20 protein-coding genes and 1 tRNA gene are annotated in these 18,536 nt (G+C 56.0%); 12 read left to right on the forward strand and 9 right to left on the reverse strand.

What is annotated here, in order from left to right; all coding sequences use genetic code 11:
* The first annotated feature begins 4 nt into the window (after positions 1-4).
* Positions 5-1,033, forward strand: coding sequence for a nucleoside hydrolase (locus ACZ9IM_RS12885; RefSeq protein ID WP_427627982.1), 1,029 nt, complete (start codon positions 5-7; stop codon positions 1,031-1,033).
* 38 nt (positions 1,034-1,071) lie between these two features.
* Here the strand turns inward: ACZ9IM_RS12885 and ACZ9IM_RS12890 are convergent, their stop codons facing one another.
* A complete protein-coding gene (locus ACZ9IM_RS12890; RefSeq protein ID WP_063340416.1) occupies positions 1,072-1,278 on the reverse strand; it encodes a hypothetical protein in 207 nt (68 codons plus the stop codon).
* A gap of 131 nt (positions 1,279-1,409) precedes the next feature.
* On the opposite strand from ACZ9IM_RS12890, the gene ACZ9IM_RS12895 reads away from it, so the two are divergent.
* The gene (locus ACZ9IM_RS12895) at positions 1,410-1,715 is read left to right on the forward strand and encodes a hypothetical protein (RefSeq protein WP_008075867.1); all 306 of its coding nucleotides are present in this window, start codon (positions 1,410-1,412) and stop codon (positions 1,713-1,715) included.
* Positions 1,716-1,880: 165 nt separating this feature from the next.
* Positions 1,881-2,198 carry an I78 family peptidase inhibitor gene (locus ACZ9IM_RS12900; RefSeq protein ID WP_427627980.1) on the forward strand — a complete coding sequence of 106 codons (318 nt, stop codon included), beginning with the start codon at positions 1,881-1,883 and terminating at the stop codon, positions 2,196-2,198.
* Between the two features lie 72 nt (positions 2,199-2,270).
* Here ACZ9IM_RS12900 and ACZ9IM_RS12905 read toward each other — a convergent pair whose 3' ends face one another.
* Both ACZ9IM_RS12905 and ACZ9IM_RS12910 read right to left on the reverse strand, forming a co-directional pair.
* Entirely contained in the window at positions 2,271-2,483 is a 213-nt protein-coding gene (locus tag ACZ9IM_RS12905; RefSeq protein WP_007905882.1) for a cold-shock protein, read from the reverse strand.
* A gap of 290 nt (positions 2,484-2,773) precedes the next feature.
* The gene (locus ACZ9IM_RS12910) at positions 2,774-3,076 is read right to left on the reverse strand and encodes a hypothetical protein (RefSeq protein ID WP_007905881.1); all 303 of its coding nucleotides are present in this window, start codon (positions 3,074-3,076) and stop codon (positions 2,774-2,776) included.
* 374 nt (positions 3,077-3,450) lie between these two features.
* Here ACZ9IM_RS12910 and thrS point away from each other — a divergent pair, with 374 nt between their 5' ends.
* The 9 genes from thrS to ACZ9IM_RS12955 all read left to right on the forward strand — a co-directional run bounded on the left by thrS (position 3,451) and on the right by ACZ9IM_RS12955 (position 10,907).
* Complete coding sequence (gene thrS, locus ACZ9IM_RS12915; protein WP_008007259.1) at positions 3,451-5,373, forward strand: threonine--tRNA ligase; 1,923 nt, start codon at positions 3,451-3,453, stop codon at positions 5,371-5,373.
* A complete protein-coding gene (infC, locus tag ACZ9IM_RS12920) occupies positions 5,373-5,924 on the forward strand; it encodes a translation initiation factor IF-3 (RefSeq protein ID WP_172435341.1) in 552 nt (183 codons plus the stop codon). The genes thrS and infC overlap by 1 nt, the downstream gene beginning before the upstream one ends.
* A gap of 60 nt (positions 5,925-5,984) precedes the next feature.
* Positions 5,985-6,179, forward strand: coding sequence for a 50S ribosomal protein L35 (gene rpmI, locus ACZ9IM_RS12925; RefSeq protein ID WP_002553160.1), 195 nt, complete (start codon positions 5,985-5,987; stop codon positions 6,177-6,179).
* Between the two features lie 28 nt (positions 6,180-6,207).
* Positions 6,208-6,564, forward strand: a complete 357-nt coding sequence (gene rplT, locus ACZ9IM_RS12930; protein WP_007905879.1) for a 50S ribosomal protein L20 — start codon at positions 6,208-6,210, stop codon at positions 6,562-6,564.
* Positions 6,565-6,673: 109 nt separating this feature from the next.
* A complete protein-coding gene (pheS, locus tag ACZ9IM_RS12935) occupies positions 6,674-7,690 on the forward strand; it encodes a phenylalanine--tRNA ligase subunit alpha (RefSeq protein ID WP_007905876.1) in 1,017 nt (338 codons plus the stop codon).
* A gap of 26 nt (positions 7,691-7,716) precedes the next feature.
* A complete protein-coding gene (gene pheT, locus ACZ9IM_RS12940; RefSeq protein WP_476224138.1) occupies positions 7,717-10,098 on the forward strand; it encodes a phenylalanine--tRNA ligase subunit beta in 2,382 nt (793 codons plus the stop codon).
* 3 nt (positions 10,099-10,101) lie between these two features.
* Positions 10,102-10,404, forward strand: a complete 303-nt coding sequence (ihfA, locus tag ACZ9IM_RS12945; RefSeq protein WP_002553164.1) for an integration host factor subunit alpha — start codon at positions 10,102-10,104, stop codon at positions 10,402-10,404.
* The gene (locus ACZ9IM_RS12950; protein WP_003179985.1) at positions 10,385-10,741 is read left to right on the forward strand and encodes a MerR family transcriptional regulator; all 357 of its coding nucleotides are present in this window, start codon (positions 10,385-10,387) and stop codon (positions 10,739-10,741) included. The genes ihfA and ACZ9IM_RS12950 overlap by 20 nt, the downstream gene beginning before the upstream one ends.
* A gap of 89 nt (positions 10,742-10,830) precedes the next feature.
* Positions 10,831-10,907, forward strand: a tRNA-Pro gene (locus tag ACZ9IM_RS12955).
* Positions 10,908-11,251: 344 nt separating this feature from the next.
* Here the strand turns inward: ACZ9IM_RS12955 and ACZ9IM_RS12960 are convergent.
* The 6 genes from ACZ9IM_RS12960 to ACZ9IM_RS12985 are packed head-to-tail and all read right to left on the reverse strand — an operon-like array spanning position 11,252 to position 18,526.
* Complete coding sequence (locus ACZ9IM_RS12960) at positions 11,252-12,079, reverse strand: outer membrane lipoprotein-sorting protein (protein WP_427623631.1); 828 nt, start codon at positions 12,077-12,079, stop codon at positions 11,252-11,254.
* A gap of 25 nt (positions 12,080-12,104) precedes the next feature.
* Complete coding sequence (locus ACZ9IM_RS12965) at positions 12,105-12,779, reverse strand: Rossmann-fold NAD(P)-binding domain-containing protein (protein ID WP_008072402.1); 675 nt, start codon at positions 12,777-12,779, stop codon at positions 12,105-12,107.
* A 4-nt stretch (positions 12,780-12,783) separates the two neighbouring features.
* The gene (locus ACZ9IM_RS12970; RefSeq protein WP_008072401.1) at positions 12,784-13,560 is read right to left on the reverse strand and encodes a thioesterase II family protein; all 777 of its coding nucleotides are present in this window, start codon (positions 13,558-13,560) and stop codon (positions 12,784-12,786) included.
* A 46-nt stretch (positions 13,561-13,606) separates the two neighbouring features.
* Positions 13,607-16,147 carry an efflux RND transporter permease subunit gene (locus tag ACZ9IM_RS12975; protein ID WP_008072400.1) on the reverse strand — a complete coding sequence of 847 codons (2,541 nt, stop codon included), beginning with the start codon at positions 16,145-16,147 and terminating at the stop codon, positions 13,607-13,609.
* A 51-nt stretch (positions 16,148-16,198) separates the two neighbouring features.
* Positions 16,199-17,884: an FAD-dependent monooxygenase gene (locus ACZ9IM_RS12980; protein WP_008072399.1), complete on the reverse strand. Its 1,686-nt coding sequence runs from the start codon at positions 17,882-17,884 to the stop codon at positions 16,199-16,201.
* Between the two features lie 15 nt (positions 17,885-17,899).
* Complete coding sequence (locus ACZ9IM_RS12985; protein WP_008072398.1) at positions 17,900-18,526, reverse strand: HAD family hydrolase; 627 nt, start codon at positions 18,524-18,526, stop codon at positions 17,900-17,902.
* Between the last annotated feature and the right edge of the window lie 10 nt (positions 18,527-18,536).

The following is an 18,536-nucleotide window of genomic DNA, read 5'->3' on the forward strand; positions in this document are numbered from 1 at the left end:
CGCTATGCACCGCTATGCTCAGAAACTGCACCATCTGCTTCGGAGTCTGCTGCTTTTGTCCCTGATTACCGCAACAAGCGCCCACGCGGCGGAAAAGATCGACTTGATCATCGACACCGATCCGGGTGCTGATGACGTGGTCGCCTTGCTGTTTGCCCTGGCATCGCCGGAGGAGTTGAATATTCGTGCGCTGACCACCGTTGCGGGCAACGTGCGTCTGGACAAGACTTCGCGTAATGCGCGTCTCGCCCGCGAGTGGGCAGGGCGCGAGGAGGTGCCTGTTTACGCGGGCGCGCCGAAACCAATGATGCGCACGCCGATTTATGCCGAGAACATCCACGGCAAGGAAGGCCTGTCGGGTGTCACGGTGCACGAACCGAAGAAAGGCCTGGCCGAAGGCAATGCGGTGAATTATCTGATCGATACCCTGAAGACCGCCAAACCCCACAGCATCACCATCGCCATGCTCGGTCCACAGACCAACCTGGCGCTGGCGCTGATCCAGGAGCCTGAAATCGTTCAGGGCATCAAGGAAGTGGTGATCATGGGCGGTGCGCATTTCAATGGCGGCAACATTACCCCGGTGGCCGAATTCAACCTGTTCGCCGACCCTCAGGCTGCAGAAGTGGTGCTGAAAAGTGGCGTCAAGCTGACCTACCTGCCGCTGGACGTGACCCACAAGATTCTGACCAGTGAAGCGCGCCTGAAGCAGATCGCCGCACTGAACAACAATGCCAGCAAGCTGGTGGGCGATATTCTCAACGAGTACGTCAAAGGCGACATGGAGCACTACGGCATTCCGGGTGGCCCGGTGCATGACGCTACAGTCATCGCTTACCTGCTCAAGCCGGAGCTGTTCACCGGGCGTTCGGTCAACGTAGTGGTTGATAGTCGCGAAGGGCCGACCTTCGGCCAGACCATTGTCGACTGGTATGACGGGCTGAAGGCGCCGAAAAATGCCTTCTGGGTTGAAAGCGGCGACGCTCAGGGCTTCTTCGACCTGTTGACCCAGCGTCTGTCTCGTTTGAAGTAAGTCATAGGCCCGCAGGTGTCAGCCTGCGGGTTTTTGCGCTACTCGGTCTCTGTTGCGCCCTTATAGTCGGCGGGGTACTTCTCCAGAACCTGTTTGATGAATGTCTGTGCGGCTTGTGTTCCCAGTTCCTTGACCAGCAAATCGATACCAATGATTGCCAGCTCTTCCGGGCTACCCGGGCTGTAAGAGCTGTGGCCTTGTGGCCACTTGGCTTTGATGTCGGCGTCGATGCTTACGGTGGTCATGATGGCGCTCGTGAAGTCGGAAAGGCTGAGTATCGAGTTAACCATTTTGCGCGGCGTTTGGCACTCCGACTTAGGCATGAGGGGAGGGCTATGCGACACTTGGTCTTTGACGAATTTTCAAGGACCGTGCTGTGCAGATCGATTTGAACACTCCTGACGGCTTGACCCTCGAAGCGGTGCGTCAGTTGCTGGCCTCTGCCAGCGACGATGAACACACTCAGTTGCGGGTCACCAAGGGCGGCATCGCCTACATTTCGTCGGGTATTGTGGGCGGTACGGACATCGACGGGTTGCTGTTTCGCCTGGAAACCTGGGCCAAGGGCTCCGGTTATGTCGGATTGGTCGCGGCCAGCGACGAGGTCTGGGTCATGCAGATCTTCAATGCGCTCAAGGAGAACTGGCCGAAACCGCCTTTCGACTACATCGACGTCTATTGATCGCTGTTCATATTCAGTCACGATTGAATGATGAACGGCAGGGTGATGCTCAGGCAAACTCGCCACTGTCCGGATCGAGGGCGGGGCGATGGTACTCATCTTGAAACCAAACGCCGAGATGGCGGTCGCACGATCTCAGCTTAACTATTGAAAAAAGGAGGCTTCATGCCTTGGAAGCTCGCGTCATTGGGTACTTTGTTGGCCGCCACTCTGCTGACCGGTTGCAGCAGTACGTCCACCGAGTCGGCAAAGGACCCCGTGACGACCGATACCGGCCACAGCCGTTGTGAAGCCAAAGCTGCCGAATTCACCATTGGCAAAAAGGCGTCGCCCCAATTGCTGGAGCAGGCACGCACCCGCTCAGGCGCGCAGAATGCCCGGTTCCTCAAGCCTGATGACATGGTGACCCTGGAGTACCGCTCCGATCGCTTGAACCTGAACACCGATAACAATCTGGTGGTCACCCGCGTCAACTGCGGCTGATTACTTCAGGCTTTTGTTTCGCCCATAAAAAACCCCGTCACATGGACGGGGTTTTTTTAGTGCGGCTGAAAATTACTCAGCGCGGACTTGTGCAGCTTGCATACCCTTTTGGCCTTTCTCAGCCACGAAGGAAACGGTCTGGCCTTCTTTCAGGCTTTTGAAACCGTCGCTTTCGATAGCTTTGAAGTGTACGAACAGGTCGTCACCGCCACCTTGAGGAGTGATGAAGCCGAAGCCTTTTTCATCGTTGAACCATTTAACGGTGCCGGTTTGGCGATTAGACATGGTGTATCTCCAAGAAACATATATTTTCAGTAGTACTGTGCTGCTCAGGCCAACTGGGCACACCGGAGTATCATAGTCGAAATGTTCGCTTTGGGAGCCCCCCGGGTGTGCTGTTTGCCCTTCAGTAGCGTTTGCTTTGTTGCTTCGTATGGCTGAAAGCCCCGGTTTAAAAGGCTTTCAGCCGAAAGTAAAGACAATAAAAAAAGCTGTAAAACCTGCATAAATCGTACGAAAAAGCTTAAATCCGGCCCTTTTTATCAGCGATGGGCCGAGTCACAAGGACTTTTTTCTCACTTTTTCGCCGGTGCATTGGCCTTGCATTTGGCGATCTGGCCCAGTGCCTTCTGTTGCAGTTCCGGGCTGGCCTTGTTGTCCATCAACGACTGAATGTCGCTGGCCGGGTACGATTTGATAGCGTCGGCACCACATGCGCAGTGTGACTTGGCTGCCGCAGCGCCGATCTGCGGAGTGGCCGCCTGAGTGCACTGAGCCATGTATTTCTCGCGCTCGCCCTTTGGCCAATCGGCATGGGCAGCCAGCGGCAGCAACAGGACGACGGGTGCGACGATGGCGAATAAACGATTCAGACGCATGCTGGGATGCTCCTTTTGGGTCAATGTCTTGTTATCTGAGGGGTAAAGCAGGGTTCAAGTTCATCACTCTGGCATAAAAATGCGTGATTTGCCCCGGCAGAAAACCTTGCCACCGCGACGACCGTTCATCTGTGCTAGCATGCCTCGCTCGGGCGTTTGCAAGCTCCGGATGACCTTCAGTCCCGGCAGCGGCAGCGGCTCGAATAACCCTGATTTGAATCCCAGTCACTCTGGTTCGGTTTTCCGGTTGGCCGCAAGGCTCCTGCCGCTGTAAGGCAGGCGTTCGTCATTGAATGGCCTGGATCGGATCTTGTACTGGCTCATCCCAACCCACGTGACCTTTGGTAGGGGTCACCACTAGGAGAGGAGGCGCCATGCCAACTATTACTCTTCCCGACGGCAGTCAACGCTCATTCGATCACCCGGTTTCCGTAGCCGAGGTCGCCGCATCCATCGGTGCCGGTCTGGCCAAGGCCACCGTGGCCGGCAAAGTCAATGGCAAGCTGGTCGACGCCAGCGACATCATCGATAGCGATTCCTCGCTGCAAATCATTACGCCAAAGGATGAAGAGGGGCTGGAGATCATTCGCCACTCTTGTGCCCACCTGGTGGGGCATGCGGTCAAGCAGCTGTACCCGACTGCGAAGATGGTCATCGGTCCGGTCATCGACGAAGGCTTCTATTACGACATCGCCTTCGAGCGTCCTTTCACGCCGGACGACCTGGCTGCGATCGAACAGCGCATGCAGCAGCTGATCGAGAAAGATTACGATGTGATCAAGAAAGTCACTCCGCGCGCCGAAGTGATCGAAGTGTTCAAGGCCCGCGGCGAAGACTACAAGCTGCGTCTGGTCGAAGACATGCCGAACGAGCAGGCCATGGGCCTGTACTATCACGAAGAATACGTCGACATGTGCCGCGGTCCGCACGTGCCGAATACCCGCTTCCTGAAATCCTTCAAGCTGACCAAGCTGTCCGGCGCCTACTGGCGTGGCGATGCCAAGAACGAGCAATTGCAGCGCGTTTACGGCACCGCATGGGCAGACAAAAAGCAGCTGGCGGCTTACATCCAGCGCATCGAAGAAGCTGAAAAGCGCGATCACCGCAAGATCGGCAAGCGCCTGGGCCTGTTCCACACCCAGGAAGAGTCGCCGGGCATGGTGTTCTGGCACCCGAACGGCTGGACTCTGTACCAGGTGCTCGAGCAGTACATGCGCAAGGTTCAGCGCGACAACGGCTATCTGGAGATCAAAACTCCACAAGTCGTTGACCGCAGCCTGTGGGAGAAATCCGGGCACTGGGCCAACTACGCCGACAACATGTTTACCACTCAGTCGGAAAACCGCGACTACGCCATCAAGCCGATGAACTGCCCGTGCCACGTGCAGGTGTTCAATCAGGGCCTGAAAAGCTACCGCGAGCTGCCGATGCGTCTGGCCGAGTTCGGTGCCTGCCACCGTAACGAGCCGTCGGGTGCACTGCACGGCATCATGCGCGTTCGCGCCTTCACTCAGGACGATGCTCACATCTTCTGTACTGAAGAGCAGATGCAGGCCGAATCCGCTGCGTTCATCAAGCTGACCATGGACGTCTATGCCGACTTCGGTTTCAAAGACGTCGAGATGAAGCTGTCCACTCGTCCGGAAAAACGCGTCGGTTCCGACGAACTGTGGGATCGCGCCGAAGCTGCACTGGCTGCAGCCCTTGATAGCGCTGGCTTGCCATACGATCTGCAACCGGGCGAGGGTGCGTTCTACGGTCCGAAGATCGAGTTCTCGCTGAAAGATTGCCTCGGCCGCGTCTGGCAATGTGGTACCCTTCAGCTCGATTTTAACCTGCCTGTCCGTCTGGGAGCCGAATACGTCTCTGAAGACAACAGTCGCAAGCACCCGGTTATGTTGCACCGGGCGATCCTGGGCTCCTTCGAGCGTTTCGTCGGAATCCTGATCGAGCACTACGAGGGTGCATTCCCCGCGTGGCTGGCTCCGACCCAGGCAGTGATCATGAATATCACTGATAAACAGGCTGATTTTGCCGCTGAGGTTGAAAAAACCCTCAATGAAAGCGGATTTCGTGCCAAGTCTGACTTGAGAAATGAAAAGATCGGCTTTAAAATCCGCGAGCATACTTTGCTCAAGGTTCCCTATCTCTTGGTTATCGGAGATCGGGAAGTCGAGATGCAGACTGTCGCTGTGCGTACTCGTGAAGGTGCTGACCTGGGCTCGATGCCCGTCGCCCAGTTCGCTGAGTTTCTCGCGCAAGCGGTTTCCCGGCGTGGTCGCCCAGATTCGGAGTAATTATTATTAAGCGTGAAATGAGACAAGATAAACGAGCTGCACCGAAAGCCCCGATCAACGAGAATATCTCGGCACGCGAGGTTCGGTTAATTGGAGCTGAAGGTGAACAGCTTGGGATTGTGTCAATTGAAGACGCGCTTCTTAAGGCTGAAGAGGCCAAACTGGATTTGGTGGAAATTTCCGCCGATGCAGTACCCCCTGTTTGCAAACTGATGGACTACGGCAAATCGATCTTCGAGAAGAAGAAGCAGATTGCCGCGGCCAAGAAAAACCAGAAGCAGATTCAGGTTAAAGAAATCAAGTTTCGTCCAGGGACGGAGGAAGGGGATTACCAGGTAAAACTGCGCAACCTGGTACGTTTCCTGAGTGATGGGGACAGGGCCAAGGTATCCTTGCGATTCCGCGGCCGTGAGATGGCCCACCAGGAGCTGGGGATGGAACTCCTCAAGCGAGTTGAAGGTGACTTGCTCGAGTACGGTTCGGTCGAACAGCATCCTAAGATGGAAGGACGCCAGCTGATCATGGTCATCGCCCCGAAAAAGAAGAAGTAATCAATAGGGCACGGCAGGCCTTCTGATTATGTTTATCAACTGAATGCGGAGTATCCGAACATGCCAAAAATGAAAACTAAAAGTGGTGCTGCTAAGCGGTTTTTGAAAACTGCTAACGGTATCAAGCACAAGCACGCTTTCAAGAGCCACATCCTGACTAAAATGTCGACCAAGCGTAAGCGTCAACTGCGCGGTAGCAGCTTGCTGCATCCGTCTGACGTGGCAAAAGTCGAGCGCATGCTGCGCCTTCGTTAATTTTAGTCAAGAATAGAGGAAGTAACTCATGGCTCGTGTAAAGCGTGGCGTCATTGCCCGTAAACGTCACAAAAAAATTCTGAAACTTGCTAAAGGCTACTACGGCGCTCGCTCGCGCGTATTCCGTGTTGCCAAGCAAGCGGTAATCAAGGCAGGCCAATACGCCTACCGTGACCGTCGTCAGAAAAAACGTCAGTTCCGCGCTCTGTGGATCGCTCGTATCAACGCTGGTGCACGTATCAACGGTCTGTCCTACAGCCGTTTCATCGCCGGCCTGAAAAAAGCGTCCATCGAGATCGACCGTAAGGTTCTGGCTGATCTGGCAGTGAACGAAAAAGCGGCGTTTGCTGCGATTGTCGAGAAAGCTAAAGCCACCTTGGCTTAAGTACCCCCGACAGTCACCCGGCCTCACCTCTGTGGGGCCAGGTGTTAAACGTCATAAATAGGGGAAGAGCCTTCAAGCTCTTCCCCTATTTTGTATCTGGAGTCTGTACATGGAAAACCTGGATGCGCTCGTCTCTCAAGCACTAGAGGCTGTGCAAAGCGCTGAAGATATCAATGCCCTGGAGCAAATCCGGGTTCACTACCTTGGCAAAAAGGGCGAATTGACTCAGGTGATGAAGACCCTGGGGAATTTGCCGGCAGAAGAGCGCCCACAAGTCGGCGCGCTGATCAACGTTGCCAAGGAGCGTGTCACAGAGGTTCTCAATGCCCGCAAGGCACTGTTTGAAGAGGCCGACCTGGCCGCCAAACTGTCCGCCGAGTCCATTGACGTGACCCTGCCTGGCCGTGGCCAGACCTCCGGTGGTCTGCATCCGGTTACGCGCACTCTGGAACGTATCGAACAGTTCTTCACCCACATAGGCTACGGCATTGCCGAAGGCCCTGAGGTCGAAGACGACTATCACAACTTCGAAGCGCTCAACATCCCAGGCCATCACCCGGCCCGGTCGATGCATGACACCTTCTATTTCAATGCCAACATGTTGCTGCGCACCCATACCTCTCCGGTACAGGTCCGCACCATGGAATCGAAACAGCCGCCGATCCGCATCGTCTGCCCAGGCCGTGTGTACCGTAGCGACTCCGATATCACTCACTCCCCGATGTTCCACCAGGTCGAAGGCCTGCTGGTCGATCGCGATATCAATTTCGCCGACCTGAAAGGCACCATCGAAGAGTTCCTGCGCGTGTTCTTCGAAAAAGAACTGGCCGTGCGTTTCCGTCCTTCGTACTTCCCGTTCACCGAGCCATCCGCTGAAGTCGACATGGAATGCGTGATGTGCAGCGGTAAAGGTTGCCGTGTCTGCAAGCAGACTGGCTGGCTGGAAGTCATGGGCTGCGGCATGGTTCACCCGAACGTGCTGCGCATGTCCGGGATCGACCCGGAAGAGTTTTCGGGCTTTGCCTTCGGCATGGGCGTTGAGCGTCTGGCCATGCTGCGTTACGGCGTGAACGACTTGCGTCTGTTCTTCGACAACGACTTGCGGTTCCTCGCGCAATTTCGCTAGTCGTAACGAATTCTTAGGAGAGCAGGATGAAATTCAGTGAACAATGGCTGCGTGGCTGGGTAAGCCCGCAGGTAAGTCGCGACGAGCTGGTTGCTCGTCTGTCGATGGCCGGTCTTGAGGTCGATAGCGTTACGCCGGCCGCCGGTGAATTCAGTGGCGTGGTGGTGGGCGAGGTGCTGAGCACCGAGCAACACCCGGACGCCGACAAGTTGCGCGTTTGCCAGGTCAGCAATGGCTCGGAGACTTTCCAGGTCGTATGCGGTGCGCCAAACGTGCGCCCGGGCCTGAAGATCCCGTTCGCCATGATCGGTGCCGAACTGCCAGGCGACTTCAAAATCAAGAAAGCCAAGCTGCGTGGCGTTGAATCCAACGGCATGCTGTGCTCCCAGGCTGAGCTGCAAATCGGCGAAGGCAACGATGGTCTGATGGAATTGCCGGCCGATGCGCCGGTCGGTCAGGACATTCGTGAGTACCTGAGCCTTGATGACGCCAGCATCGAGGTCGATCTGACCCCGAACCGCGGTGACTGCCTGTCGCTGGCCGGTCTGGCACGCGAAGTAGGCGCGCTTTATGCTGCCCAAGTCGTGCGCCCGGTGATTGCCAACGTTCCGGCCGTGCATGATGAAGTGCGTTCGATTGAAGTACTGGCACCGGCCGCGTGCCCGCGTTACCTGGGTCGTGTGATCCGTAACGTCGACCTGTCCAAGCCTACGCCGCTGTGGATGGTCGAGCGTCTGCGTCGTGCCGACGTGCGCAGCATCGACGCAGCCGTCGACATCACCAACTACGTGATGCTGGAACTGGGCCAACCGCTGCACGCGTTCGACCTCGCCGAAATCAATGGCGGCATCCGCGTACGCATGGCCGAAGAAGGCGAGAAGCTGGTGCTGCTCGACGGTCAGGAAGTCAGCCTGCGTAGCGATACGCTGGTGATTGCAGACCATACCCGTGCCTTGGCTATCGCCGGCGTCATGGGTGGCGAGCACAGCGGCGTCAACACCGCGACCACTCGCGATATTTTCTTGGAAAGCGCGTTCTTCGACCAGATTGCTGTCGCTGGCAAGGCTCGTTCCTACGGCCTGCACACCGATGCCTCGCACCGCTACGAGCGTGGCGTGGACTGGAAACTGGCCCGTGAAGCCATGGAGCGTGCCACTGGCCTGCTGCTGGAAATCACCGGTGGCGAAGCCGGTCCGATCATCGAAACCGTCAGCGAGCAGCACCTGCCGTCGATCGCGCCGATCACCCTGCGTGCCCAGCGCATCACCCAGATGCTGGGCATGGAGATGGATTCGGCCGAAGTCGAGCGTCTGCTCAGCGCCTTGGGCCTGACCATTACCGCCGATGGGGCAGGGCAGTGGCGCGTAGAAGTGCCAAGCTTCCGCTTCGATATCAGCCTGGAAATCGACCTGATCGAAGAGCTGGCCCGTCTGTACGGTTACAACCGTCTGCCGGTTCGCTACCCGCAAGCCCGTCTGGCGCCGCAAGCCAAGGCCGAAGCGCGCAGCGATCTGCCTGAACTGCGTCGCCTGCTGGTGGCTCGTGGTTATCAGGAAGCGATCACTTACAGCTTCATCGATCCGAAACAATTCGAGTTGTTTAATCCGGGTGTTGAGCCGCTGCTGTTGGCCAACCCGATTTCCAACGACATGGCTGCCATGCGTTCGTCCCTGTGGCCTGGTCTGGTCAAGGCGCTTCAGCACAACCTGAACCGTCAACAGGATCGCGTGCGTCTGTTCGAAAGCGGCCTGCGTTTCGTTGGTCAGCTGGAAGGCCTGAAGCAAGAGCCGATGCTGGCGGGTGTGGTGTGCGGTAGCCGTCTGCCGGAAGGCTGGGCACAAGGTCGCGATGTCGTGGACTTCTTCGACGTCAAAGCCGATGTGGAAGCGGTACTGGGCTTCGCCGGCGCACTGGACTCGTTCACTTTCGTGCCGGGCAAACACCCAGCATTGCACCCGGGTCAAACCGCGCGCATCGAACGTGAAGGCCGTTTGGTAGGTTTCGTTGGCGCGATCCACCCTGAATTGTCGAAAACCCTCGGTCTCGACCGTCCGGTCTTCGTATTCGAGCTGGTTCTGGCCGAAGTGGCGTTGGGCAAAATGCCTAAATTCCAGGAGTTATCGCGCTTTCCTGAAGTGCGTCGTGACCTTGCACTGCTGGCGGATAAAGACGTTGCGGCCACTGCCGTACTGGACGTAATCCGTGAAAATGCAGGTGAATGGCTGACAGACCTCAGGCTATTTGACGTGTATCAGGGTAAAGGCATTGATCCGCATAGAAAAAGCCTTGCAGTTGGCTTGACCTGGCAGCATCCATCGCGCACTCTTAATGACGATGAGGTGAATACCACGACGCAAAACATCCTCACCTCGCTCGAACAAAGGTTGAACGCCACGTTAAGGAAGTGACGTATGGGGGCTTTGACGAAAGCTGAGATGGCGGAACGTCTGTATGAAGAGCTGGGCCTGAACAAGCGGGAGGCCAAGGAATTGGTCGAACTGTTTTTTGAAGAAATCAGGCACGCTCTTGAAGACAACGAACAAGTCAAATTGTCCGGTTTCGGCAATTTTGACCTTCGGGACAAACGCCAGCGGCCTGGCCGCAATCCGAAAACGGGAGAAGAAATCCCGATCACGGCTCGCCGTGTGGTCACCTTTCGTCCAGGGCAGAAGTTGAAGGCCCGAGTTGAGGCTTATGCTGGAACCAAGTCATAACGACGAGCTACCCGTCATCCCGGGCAAACGCTACTTCACCATTGGTGAAGTCAGCGAGCTATGTGCCGTAAAACCGCACGTGCTGCGCTACTGGGAGCAGGAGTTTCCTCAACTCAACCCCGTCAAACGCCGCGGAAACCGCCGGTATTATCAGCGCCAGGACGTGCTGATGATCCGGCAGATCCGCGCGCTTCTTTACGATCAGGGGTTTACCATCGGCGGCGCACGCTTGCGTTTGTCCGGCGATGAAGCCAAAGACGACACCACCCAATACAAACAAATGATCCGCCAGATGATCGCCGAGCTGGAAGATGTTCTGGTGGTGCTCAAGAAATAAATTCCTGCTTTTAAATACTTCCAGTTTTCAAAAGCTTGCGATATATTCTTGAGCGTTCCTCGAGATGAGGGACAGATTCAACGCCTAGTCGGGGCGTAGCGCAGTCCGGTAGCGCACTAGCATGGGGTGCTAGGGGTCGAGTGTTCGAATCACTCCGTCCCGACCATATAATTCAAAGGGTTGCGAGATTTTATCTCGCGACCCTTTTTTATTTTTGGTCGTTTTTACCCCTACAAAACCACTGGCTCTGGGTGGAATTCTCGTGGCTTTTTTGTAATCCAACGCCAGCTTTAGCGCTTTATGGCACGGTCTTTAGTAGCACGTTGCCGACTATTCTTGGCACTTTGAGTACCCACGCCGCTCTTCGCTTACGGGGCTTCGACAGATTGTTTATCAGTTTTACTTGTTAGGCCGACGGAGCCTTTCACAGTCATGCGGCATATTTTGAAAGCACTGCACGATACCCGCCGGATCGACCCGGCGGATACTTTTCGGTTTTGGAAAGGGCTGTTACAGCCCGATTTCCATAAAGCGGCGAGTAAATATCTTGGCGTCTATGGGTTGGTCCAGTACCTGCTCGAAGCGAACTTGTGTGCTGTGCCCTGTCTCCAGGTTTTTCATCGAAAACAGGTTAGGGCGCCATTCGGTGGTGCCCGCCGTCGCAGGAAACTCACGGATGTCAGAGCTGGTTCGTATTTTGAATAGCTGCCCGCTTTTATTGAAATATTGCTCCTGGATTGCGGTGTAGTACTGCTGTTCGACCCAGATAATCCTTTTGCCGTATAAACCCTGCTCCATTTGTTTTTTAGTCGTCGGCGTCGCTTCAACGACCCAGCATTTACGCTCGACGCCACTGTTGTCCTTGATCGTTTCTTCACGCAGGATTTTGTAGCTGTGGTGTTTGACACCGACCACGCCATCGGTAATCGACATGTCCTCGTAAGTGAAGTCCGTGCCGACAAAGCTTTGGGTCTGATCCGCCCCGGCGATCCGCCGAACTTTGCGCAGCGCCGGCAGATAGATCCAGCGATCCGGGTCTTCTTCAGCGTTGGATTTTTCCAGTGCCAGTACGCGCGTGCCTTTCACATCTTTCGGTTCCACGAACTCCAGATAGGATTTGCGCGCCGCTTTATCACCATCGTCAATTCGCAGTTTTAATGTTCGCTCGCGCACATTGCCCTGCGCATCCGTCATCGTAATAAAGACATCGCTGGTCTCCGAGAGGCTTTTACGGGAGTCTTCGTTGAGCAGCATAATCTGCTCGCCGGTGTAGCTCTGGGCGAAGGCAGAAGGGATTACCGCACTGAAAATGAGCGCTATGAGGTTAAGCTTTTTCATTGAAATACAATTCCATTTGGCGAAGTTAAAGGGTTTGGAAAAGCGCCTGGCGAGGCGCTTTCTGAGGGATTTCATTTGACTCGATCGGATGGTTGCCACGTACCTGGCCGTTAACGGCATTAATCAAGGCGGCGGCGACGCAGGTTGCCGATACGGGGCGGTATTTTTTTAACGCGCCAACGAACGCCCAGCCCAGGAAGCGGGAGGCGTGGCGACTGAGGCGTTGAAAAGGGCGGCGGTCATCCTTGCTTCCGTAAATCATGGAAGGGCGGATGAAACAAACGGTTTCAAAGCCCAACCCGGACAGTTCGGTTTCCGCTTGAGCCTTTACCTGAAAGTAGTCATTGGACGAGTTCAGGTTCGCCCCCAGGCTGGAGACATAGCCGATGCGGCTCGCGCCGTGCAGTTGGGCATGCCGGGCAAGTAATACCGGGTACTGGCAATCCACCTTGAGAAAAAGCGCCTTGTCACGGCTCGATTGTCCAAGTGCGAAATAAATGTCGTCGCATTTACCCCAATCGCCAGACCGTTGAATATCGTCAAAATCAATGACCGCTTCACGATACTGTTCATGGCGCAATGATGTGGCGGTACGGACAATCCCCAATACGCTGGAATAACGAGCGTCCTGACATATCAGGGCAACACATTCGCTGCCCACTTGTCCGCTCGCACCCACGACCCATGCGGTTCGTTTCATTGTCTTAAGCGTCCTGTCCGGGTGAAAGAATGGGCGACAGCCTGTCGGTCCCTTCCACAACACGAGCCAATAGTTCGATGATGTTTGGTTCCTGTTCCAGGATGAAGAAATGCCCGCCCTGGCAGGTGTGCAGCGCAAAATCCTGATTCGTGTGTTCCGACCACCGCTGCATCTGCGCAGGTGTCGCGAGGGCATCCTTGTCGCCCGCAAGCGCCACCAGCCGGGAGTTGACGCGGGTGAAGGCGTGCCTTTGTGCATCAACGTTCAGGCGCAGGTCGTCCCGGATAATCGGTAAATACATCTCCATCGCTTCACTGTCGGCCGCCAGTTGGGGAGGCAAGCAACCCAGGGAGATCAGGAAGTCGATCAGTTCCCGGTTCGACGATTCCGGATCAATGTCGGTGAGACGGGTTTCGTCCGGCACCGTGCGCGCGGAGATCACGACCGTTTTTGCGCAACGGTCATGGCGTTGCTCCAGCGCCTGAGCCACCGCGAACCCCAATGCACCGCCCAGGCTATGACCGAAGATCGAAAACTCACCTTTTATGTGGTTGTTGATCTCGTCTGCCAGTTGAGCCGTCAACGTCGAAAAGTCAGTAACACGCGCTTCCCGATGACGCCCTTCGCGACCAGGCAACTGGACTGCCAACAATTGAGTGGGTGAGTCGAGCAGCTTCGCCCAACGACGATAGAAGCTAGGGCCGCACCCGGCGGGTCCAAAACACAAGAGCACGGGGGCGCCCTGGCGATGCTCGGTGAAAGGTACGAATGTCCGGCTCATTGAAACAGTCCTTGAAATAAGTGACGCTGCAGGCATCGCGCAGTGACTAATGGGCGATCGGTTCCAGCGTCCCGGTCGCTTGTTCTACGGGGACGAAAGTGACGGCGACTCGCAGCGTTGCCGGTATCAGAATGAGTGTAAAAATCGCGCAGGCGACCATCGATGCGGCGGTCAGCAAACCCAGATTCACAATGGCCGCGTAGTTCGAAAGGCAGAGAATGGCAAAGCCGCACGCCAATGAAAGCGAGTTGATGATGATCGGCCGGGCAACCGAGTTGACCGTTTTGCCCAACACTTCGTTATGGTTCGTGCCCGGTACTTTCGAGTAGGTCTTGTAAACGCTCAGGAAGTGGATGGTGTAATCGACCCCCACGCCAAAGCAGATGCCACAGATCATGGCGGTGCCGATATCCAACGAGATATCCAGGACCTGCATGAGTGCGCCGATAAAGGCCAGCGTAAAGATGAGCGGCACCATGCTGACCATGCCGAATTTCAGCGAGCGGAATATCGCGATCATCATCGAGGCAATCAGGATGAAAGAGAAAACGAAGCTATAAACCTGGCTTTTAACGATCTCCGGAATGTTGCTTGCTTGCAGCTCCCCCGTACCGAATACCTCGACGGTCACGCCTTCAGGCACCACCGTGGCGGCATAACTGCGTATGTCATCAATGATGGCTTCCCACGTTGTCCCTCGGTCGGTGTAAGCCATGCCGATAATGCGGGCACTGCTGTAGGTGTAGTCGACCACATCTTTTATCTCGCTGCCGTTGCCAAACTCATAAAGCAGGAAGTATTGAGAGATCAGCTCTTGCGAGGCATCGGCCGGTAGACGGAAGTTTGAATCGTCGGACATCAGCTCATTGATGCGATTCAAGTAGTCAACAGGCGAAATGGTGTAGCCAATTTGCTCATGACGCTTGAGCCGTTGCTCGATCAGGCGCAGCGCATTGATAAAGTCGGGTTGTTTGACCCGGTCCTGGGTGTCTGACTTGAGCCAGATGGAGACCGGTACGGTTCCGCCGAAGTATTTGTTAAGCACGTCGTTGTCTTGTCGCACAGCGGTGGACTTTGAAAATGACGATATGTTTTCGTTGTCGACCCTGACCTGAAGACTCAGGTACGTGGCCCCCACCAAAATAAGCAGGCTCACGCTCAGCAACCGCCAGGGATTGTTGCGTGACAGACGATTCGCCGCGTGACTGAAGCGGTCGACGAACAGCATGAATCCATTGTCGTTGCTTTGCTGGATTTGCTGTTTTGGCAACTTCAGGTAAGGGAGAAGGGCGGGCAGCAAGGTAATGGTAATCACAAAGGCGAATGCAACACCGATGGCGACGAAAATGCCGAACTCGCGGATGAACGTCAGGTTGGTGAACGCCATCGCAATAAAGCCGACAAATGTGGTGAACGACCAGATGAGCATTGGGCCAAGCAGGTAATGCGCCGTGTTTCTTATGGCCGTCTCGGCATCGCTTTCGACCACGCGTTCGTAATAGGCGCTGATGAAGTGGATGGAATCGGCGACCGCGATTGAGATGATGAAAACCGGAATCATGTTGGTGATGATGTTCAGTTTGAACCCAGTCAGGCTCACCAGGCCCATGGTCCAGATCAACGACAGGATGGCGATCAGCAACGGAATCCATACGCCCTGCCAGCGGCGGAAACTGATGTACAGCAACAATGAAATAACCAGCACGACGAAGGGCAGGAACTTGTTGTTGTCCTTCTCGACGATGTCGGTGATGGCCGCGTAGTAGGTGGCCGTGCCGCCAATGTGGAATGAGTCTTCGGAAGGGATTTCATTGACCTGTCTTAACACCTCGGTGTAAGCGCGCTGCAGGTTCCGGGAGTCTTCCTCATCCACGGCTAGCTCGATCTGAATCATCGAGGCCTTGCCTTGGGGGGAGATCAAGGAGTTGCTGAACATCTCGTTGCCAAAGACTTCCTCCGACAGGTTGTTCAGCGCCTGGGTGTCTGACGGTACGTCGGTCATCAGGTCGTGAACGTCGAGTGCGTCGCCATCGAGTTCGATGTTTTCCACATCGGCCAGGCTTCTGACTTTAACGACAGGCGCTGCACGTACGGTGAGGTCCGCGACGTAGTCTTTAACGTTCTGCGGGCAATCAGCGAGCGTTGCCAGGTAAGACGACAAGGCCTTCAGCGTGTTTTTGTCGAGTGCGTCGATACCTCCGGCCAGTATTTGCTCAACCATGCCCTTGCTTTGGGCATCGAGCGCCGCCGACTGGAGTCGCTCGTTATCGTCTTCGTCAATCAGCGTCAGTTTGGCGAACTGTTGTGTCAGCGTTTTGATCGATGCCAGCGACGCGGGATTGAAGATGGAATCTTCCTGGGTAACGACGCCGACCAGAATTTGCTCGCCGGAGCCGCTGAAATGCTGGCGCGCTTCGGCCATCAGCACACGACCCTTGAAGTCCTTGCCGAGCAGAAACAGTGACGGGTTGACTTGCAGCGATAACAACTGCAAGCAGAAAAATATCGTTGTCAGGGCCAGGACCCCAAGGGTGGCCTTCTTGTGCCTCAATATGAAACTGGCGTAGCGCTGAGAAAAGGACGTCACTGAACTGTTCCTTGTTTTTGATAAAAATTTTTCAGGTGAATAGGGCGCGGATCAGCCGGTGACCGGCAATGCCGTCGGCACGCTGTATAAGCGTTTCGCTGCGGTGAACGCCGGGTAGAAACGCTCGAAGTAACTGTTCAGTTGTGCACCTTGCTCAAGGTCACACCGTAGCGCCAGATACCCGTCCGGCCTGACCAGGAACAGACCTCCGTTCTTGACACCCAGTTGCTCGCGCAATACATCCGTCATGTCATATCGAGCCTCGAAACCAGCGCTGATCGTTGAGTCTGTCGAGGCAGGGATGCGTATCAGGTAGGCCCGCAAGAAGTTGGCCGGCCAACGAGCAGCGCTCAGGGCGTGGGCGATTTGTTGACAGTGAGCTTCGCTGTCCGGTGTGTTGTCCTCGAAGACAAACAACGAATAGTGGATGCCTTTGAGCAGTTCGAAGAGACGCCGGGCATCACCGTTTTGTTCGAGCACCGTGCCGTCGGGCATCCGCTGGCCGGTGAGCGGCCCCTGTTCGACTGTTTGCCGGGCCTGGGGCGCGAGTAACGTTGTCGCGTAATCGATTTGAAAACCCGTGACCTGTTTCATGATCCTGTTCTGGAAGCGACGGGTCGTCGCGAGCGTCGGCACCAGGGCATCGCGCAACAAACGCAGCAACGGATGTTTCATGTTCAGCATGTGCATTTGTTGTTGGGTGTTTTTCAGCACGGTTTGCGCCACGGGCCTTCTTTCTGCCTGATAGCTGTCAAGCAGCGTCTGGCTGGCGTCGTGATTGAGCACATGGGCGATTTTCCAGGACAGGTTATAGGCGTCCTGCAATCCGGTGTTGAGCCCCTGGCCACCAATGGGGCTGTGGACATGACAGGCGTCCCCGGCCAGAAAAAACCGGCCAACCCGATACTGCTCCGCCAGGCGATGTTGAAAAGTCGTGACCGACAGCCACACCGGATCACTGAGAGTGATGTCTTCGAAGCCTCGCTCATGCAGCCGGGCGTTGACCCGCTCGATGTTCAGGTCCGCGGTCGTCAACGTGCTGTCTTCGCAATCGATGACGACTCTGTGTTTGCCGCCAGGGAGCGGGAACAACATCATGTAACCATCACCTGAAGTGAACACATGACCGCTGCTGTTCTCGCCTTTCCACGACAACGTGCCGTCGGCAATGATGTAGGGCCGCTTGTAGGGTGCGCCGTCGAAGGCAATCCCCGATGCTTTGCGCACGTGACTAAACCCGCCATCGCAGCCAGCCACCAAGGTGCATTCCAGAGATTGCCGGTTGCCGCGCTCGTCATTAAGGGTCGCGTGGGCCGCGTGTTCGTTCTGGATGAGGCTGTGCAATTCGATCCCGCGTTCGATGCGGCCGCCTGACTCCAGATAGCGGGTTTCCAGTATTTCTTCGACGCAGTTTTGTGGAATGCTGGCCGTGAACGGGTAGGGCACATCCAGTTGCCCGAGGTTGTAGGTGATCAGCCGCTTGCGATTGCTGTAGATGTTCATTTGCTCGACCCGAACAGCTCGGGCGAGCAGTTGCTCCAGCAAACCCAAGTCCTCAAGCACTTCCATTGAGCGAGAATGAATGGCGAATGCCTTGGAAAAGGTCTGGCGTTGCGGGCGCTTGTCGATCAGCCTGTGGGGGATGCCGAAGCGTTGCAGTTGTAGACCCAGCAGCAATCCGACCGGGCCGGCACCGACAATAAGAACGGGGGTAGTGCCTTTCGCTTGGTGGCTCATTTCAGACCTCCCTGGTCACTGAGTGCAGTGTTCAAAAGACCGGTAGTAGGGGTACTCGGCGATATCCAGCAGATTGCGGTCGCCCTCGCTATCGCCATAGGCGTGAATCACGTAGTCGCGCGGGTTTCCGATGATTTGCTGGACCCGGATGACTTTCTCTTCCGCCTGACAGTGCGGCCCATCCAGTTCGCCGGTCAGCCGACCATTGCGTTCCTTGAAGCGCGAACCGCTGACGGCGTCGAAACCCGCGGCTTTGCCCCAGGGTTCCAGGTAGACATCGGCCGAGTTGCTGATCAGCAGGCAACGGTGCCCTTGAGCTTGGTGCCACTTGAGCCGTGCAAGAGCTTCGGGCTTCAGCCAGTCGGGAATGTCCTGCTGGGCGAACAGCACGCCCAGGGTGCGGTATTTTTCGACACTGATACCGGTCATGCAGCGACGGATCATGACTTCACGAGCAGCCATCAATGGAATGACCTTTAGCGCCAACAGGATCGCCGTGGGAATCAGGCTGATGGCGACGAGGGTGAAACGCGGACGGCCGATCAGCCGTCGCAAAAAGCGCCAGAAGGTATGGCGGTCGGTGAGCGTGCGGTCAAAGTCAAAGACGGCGATGACCGGTTTATCGTTAGGTTGAGTAGGCACAGGTGATCCT

The sequence above is a fragment of the Pseudomonas sp. TE12508 genome, assembly GCF_056279485.1.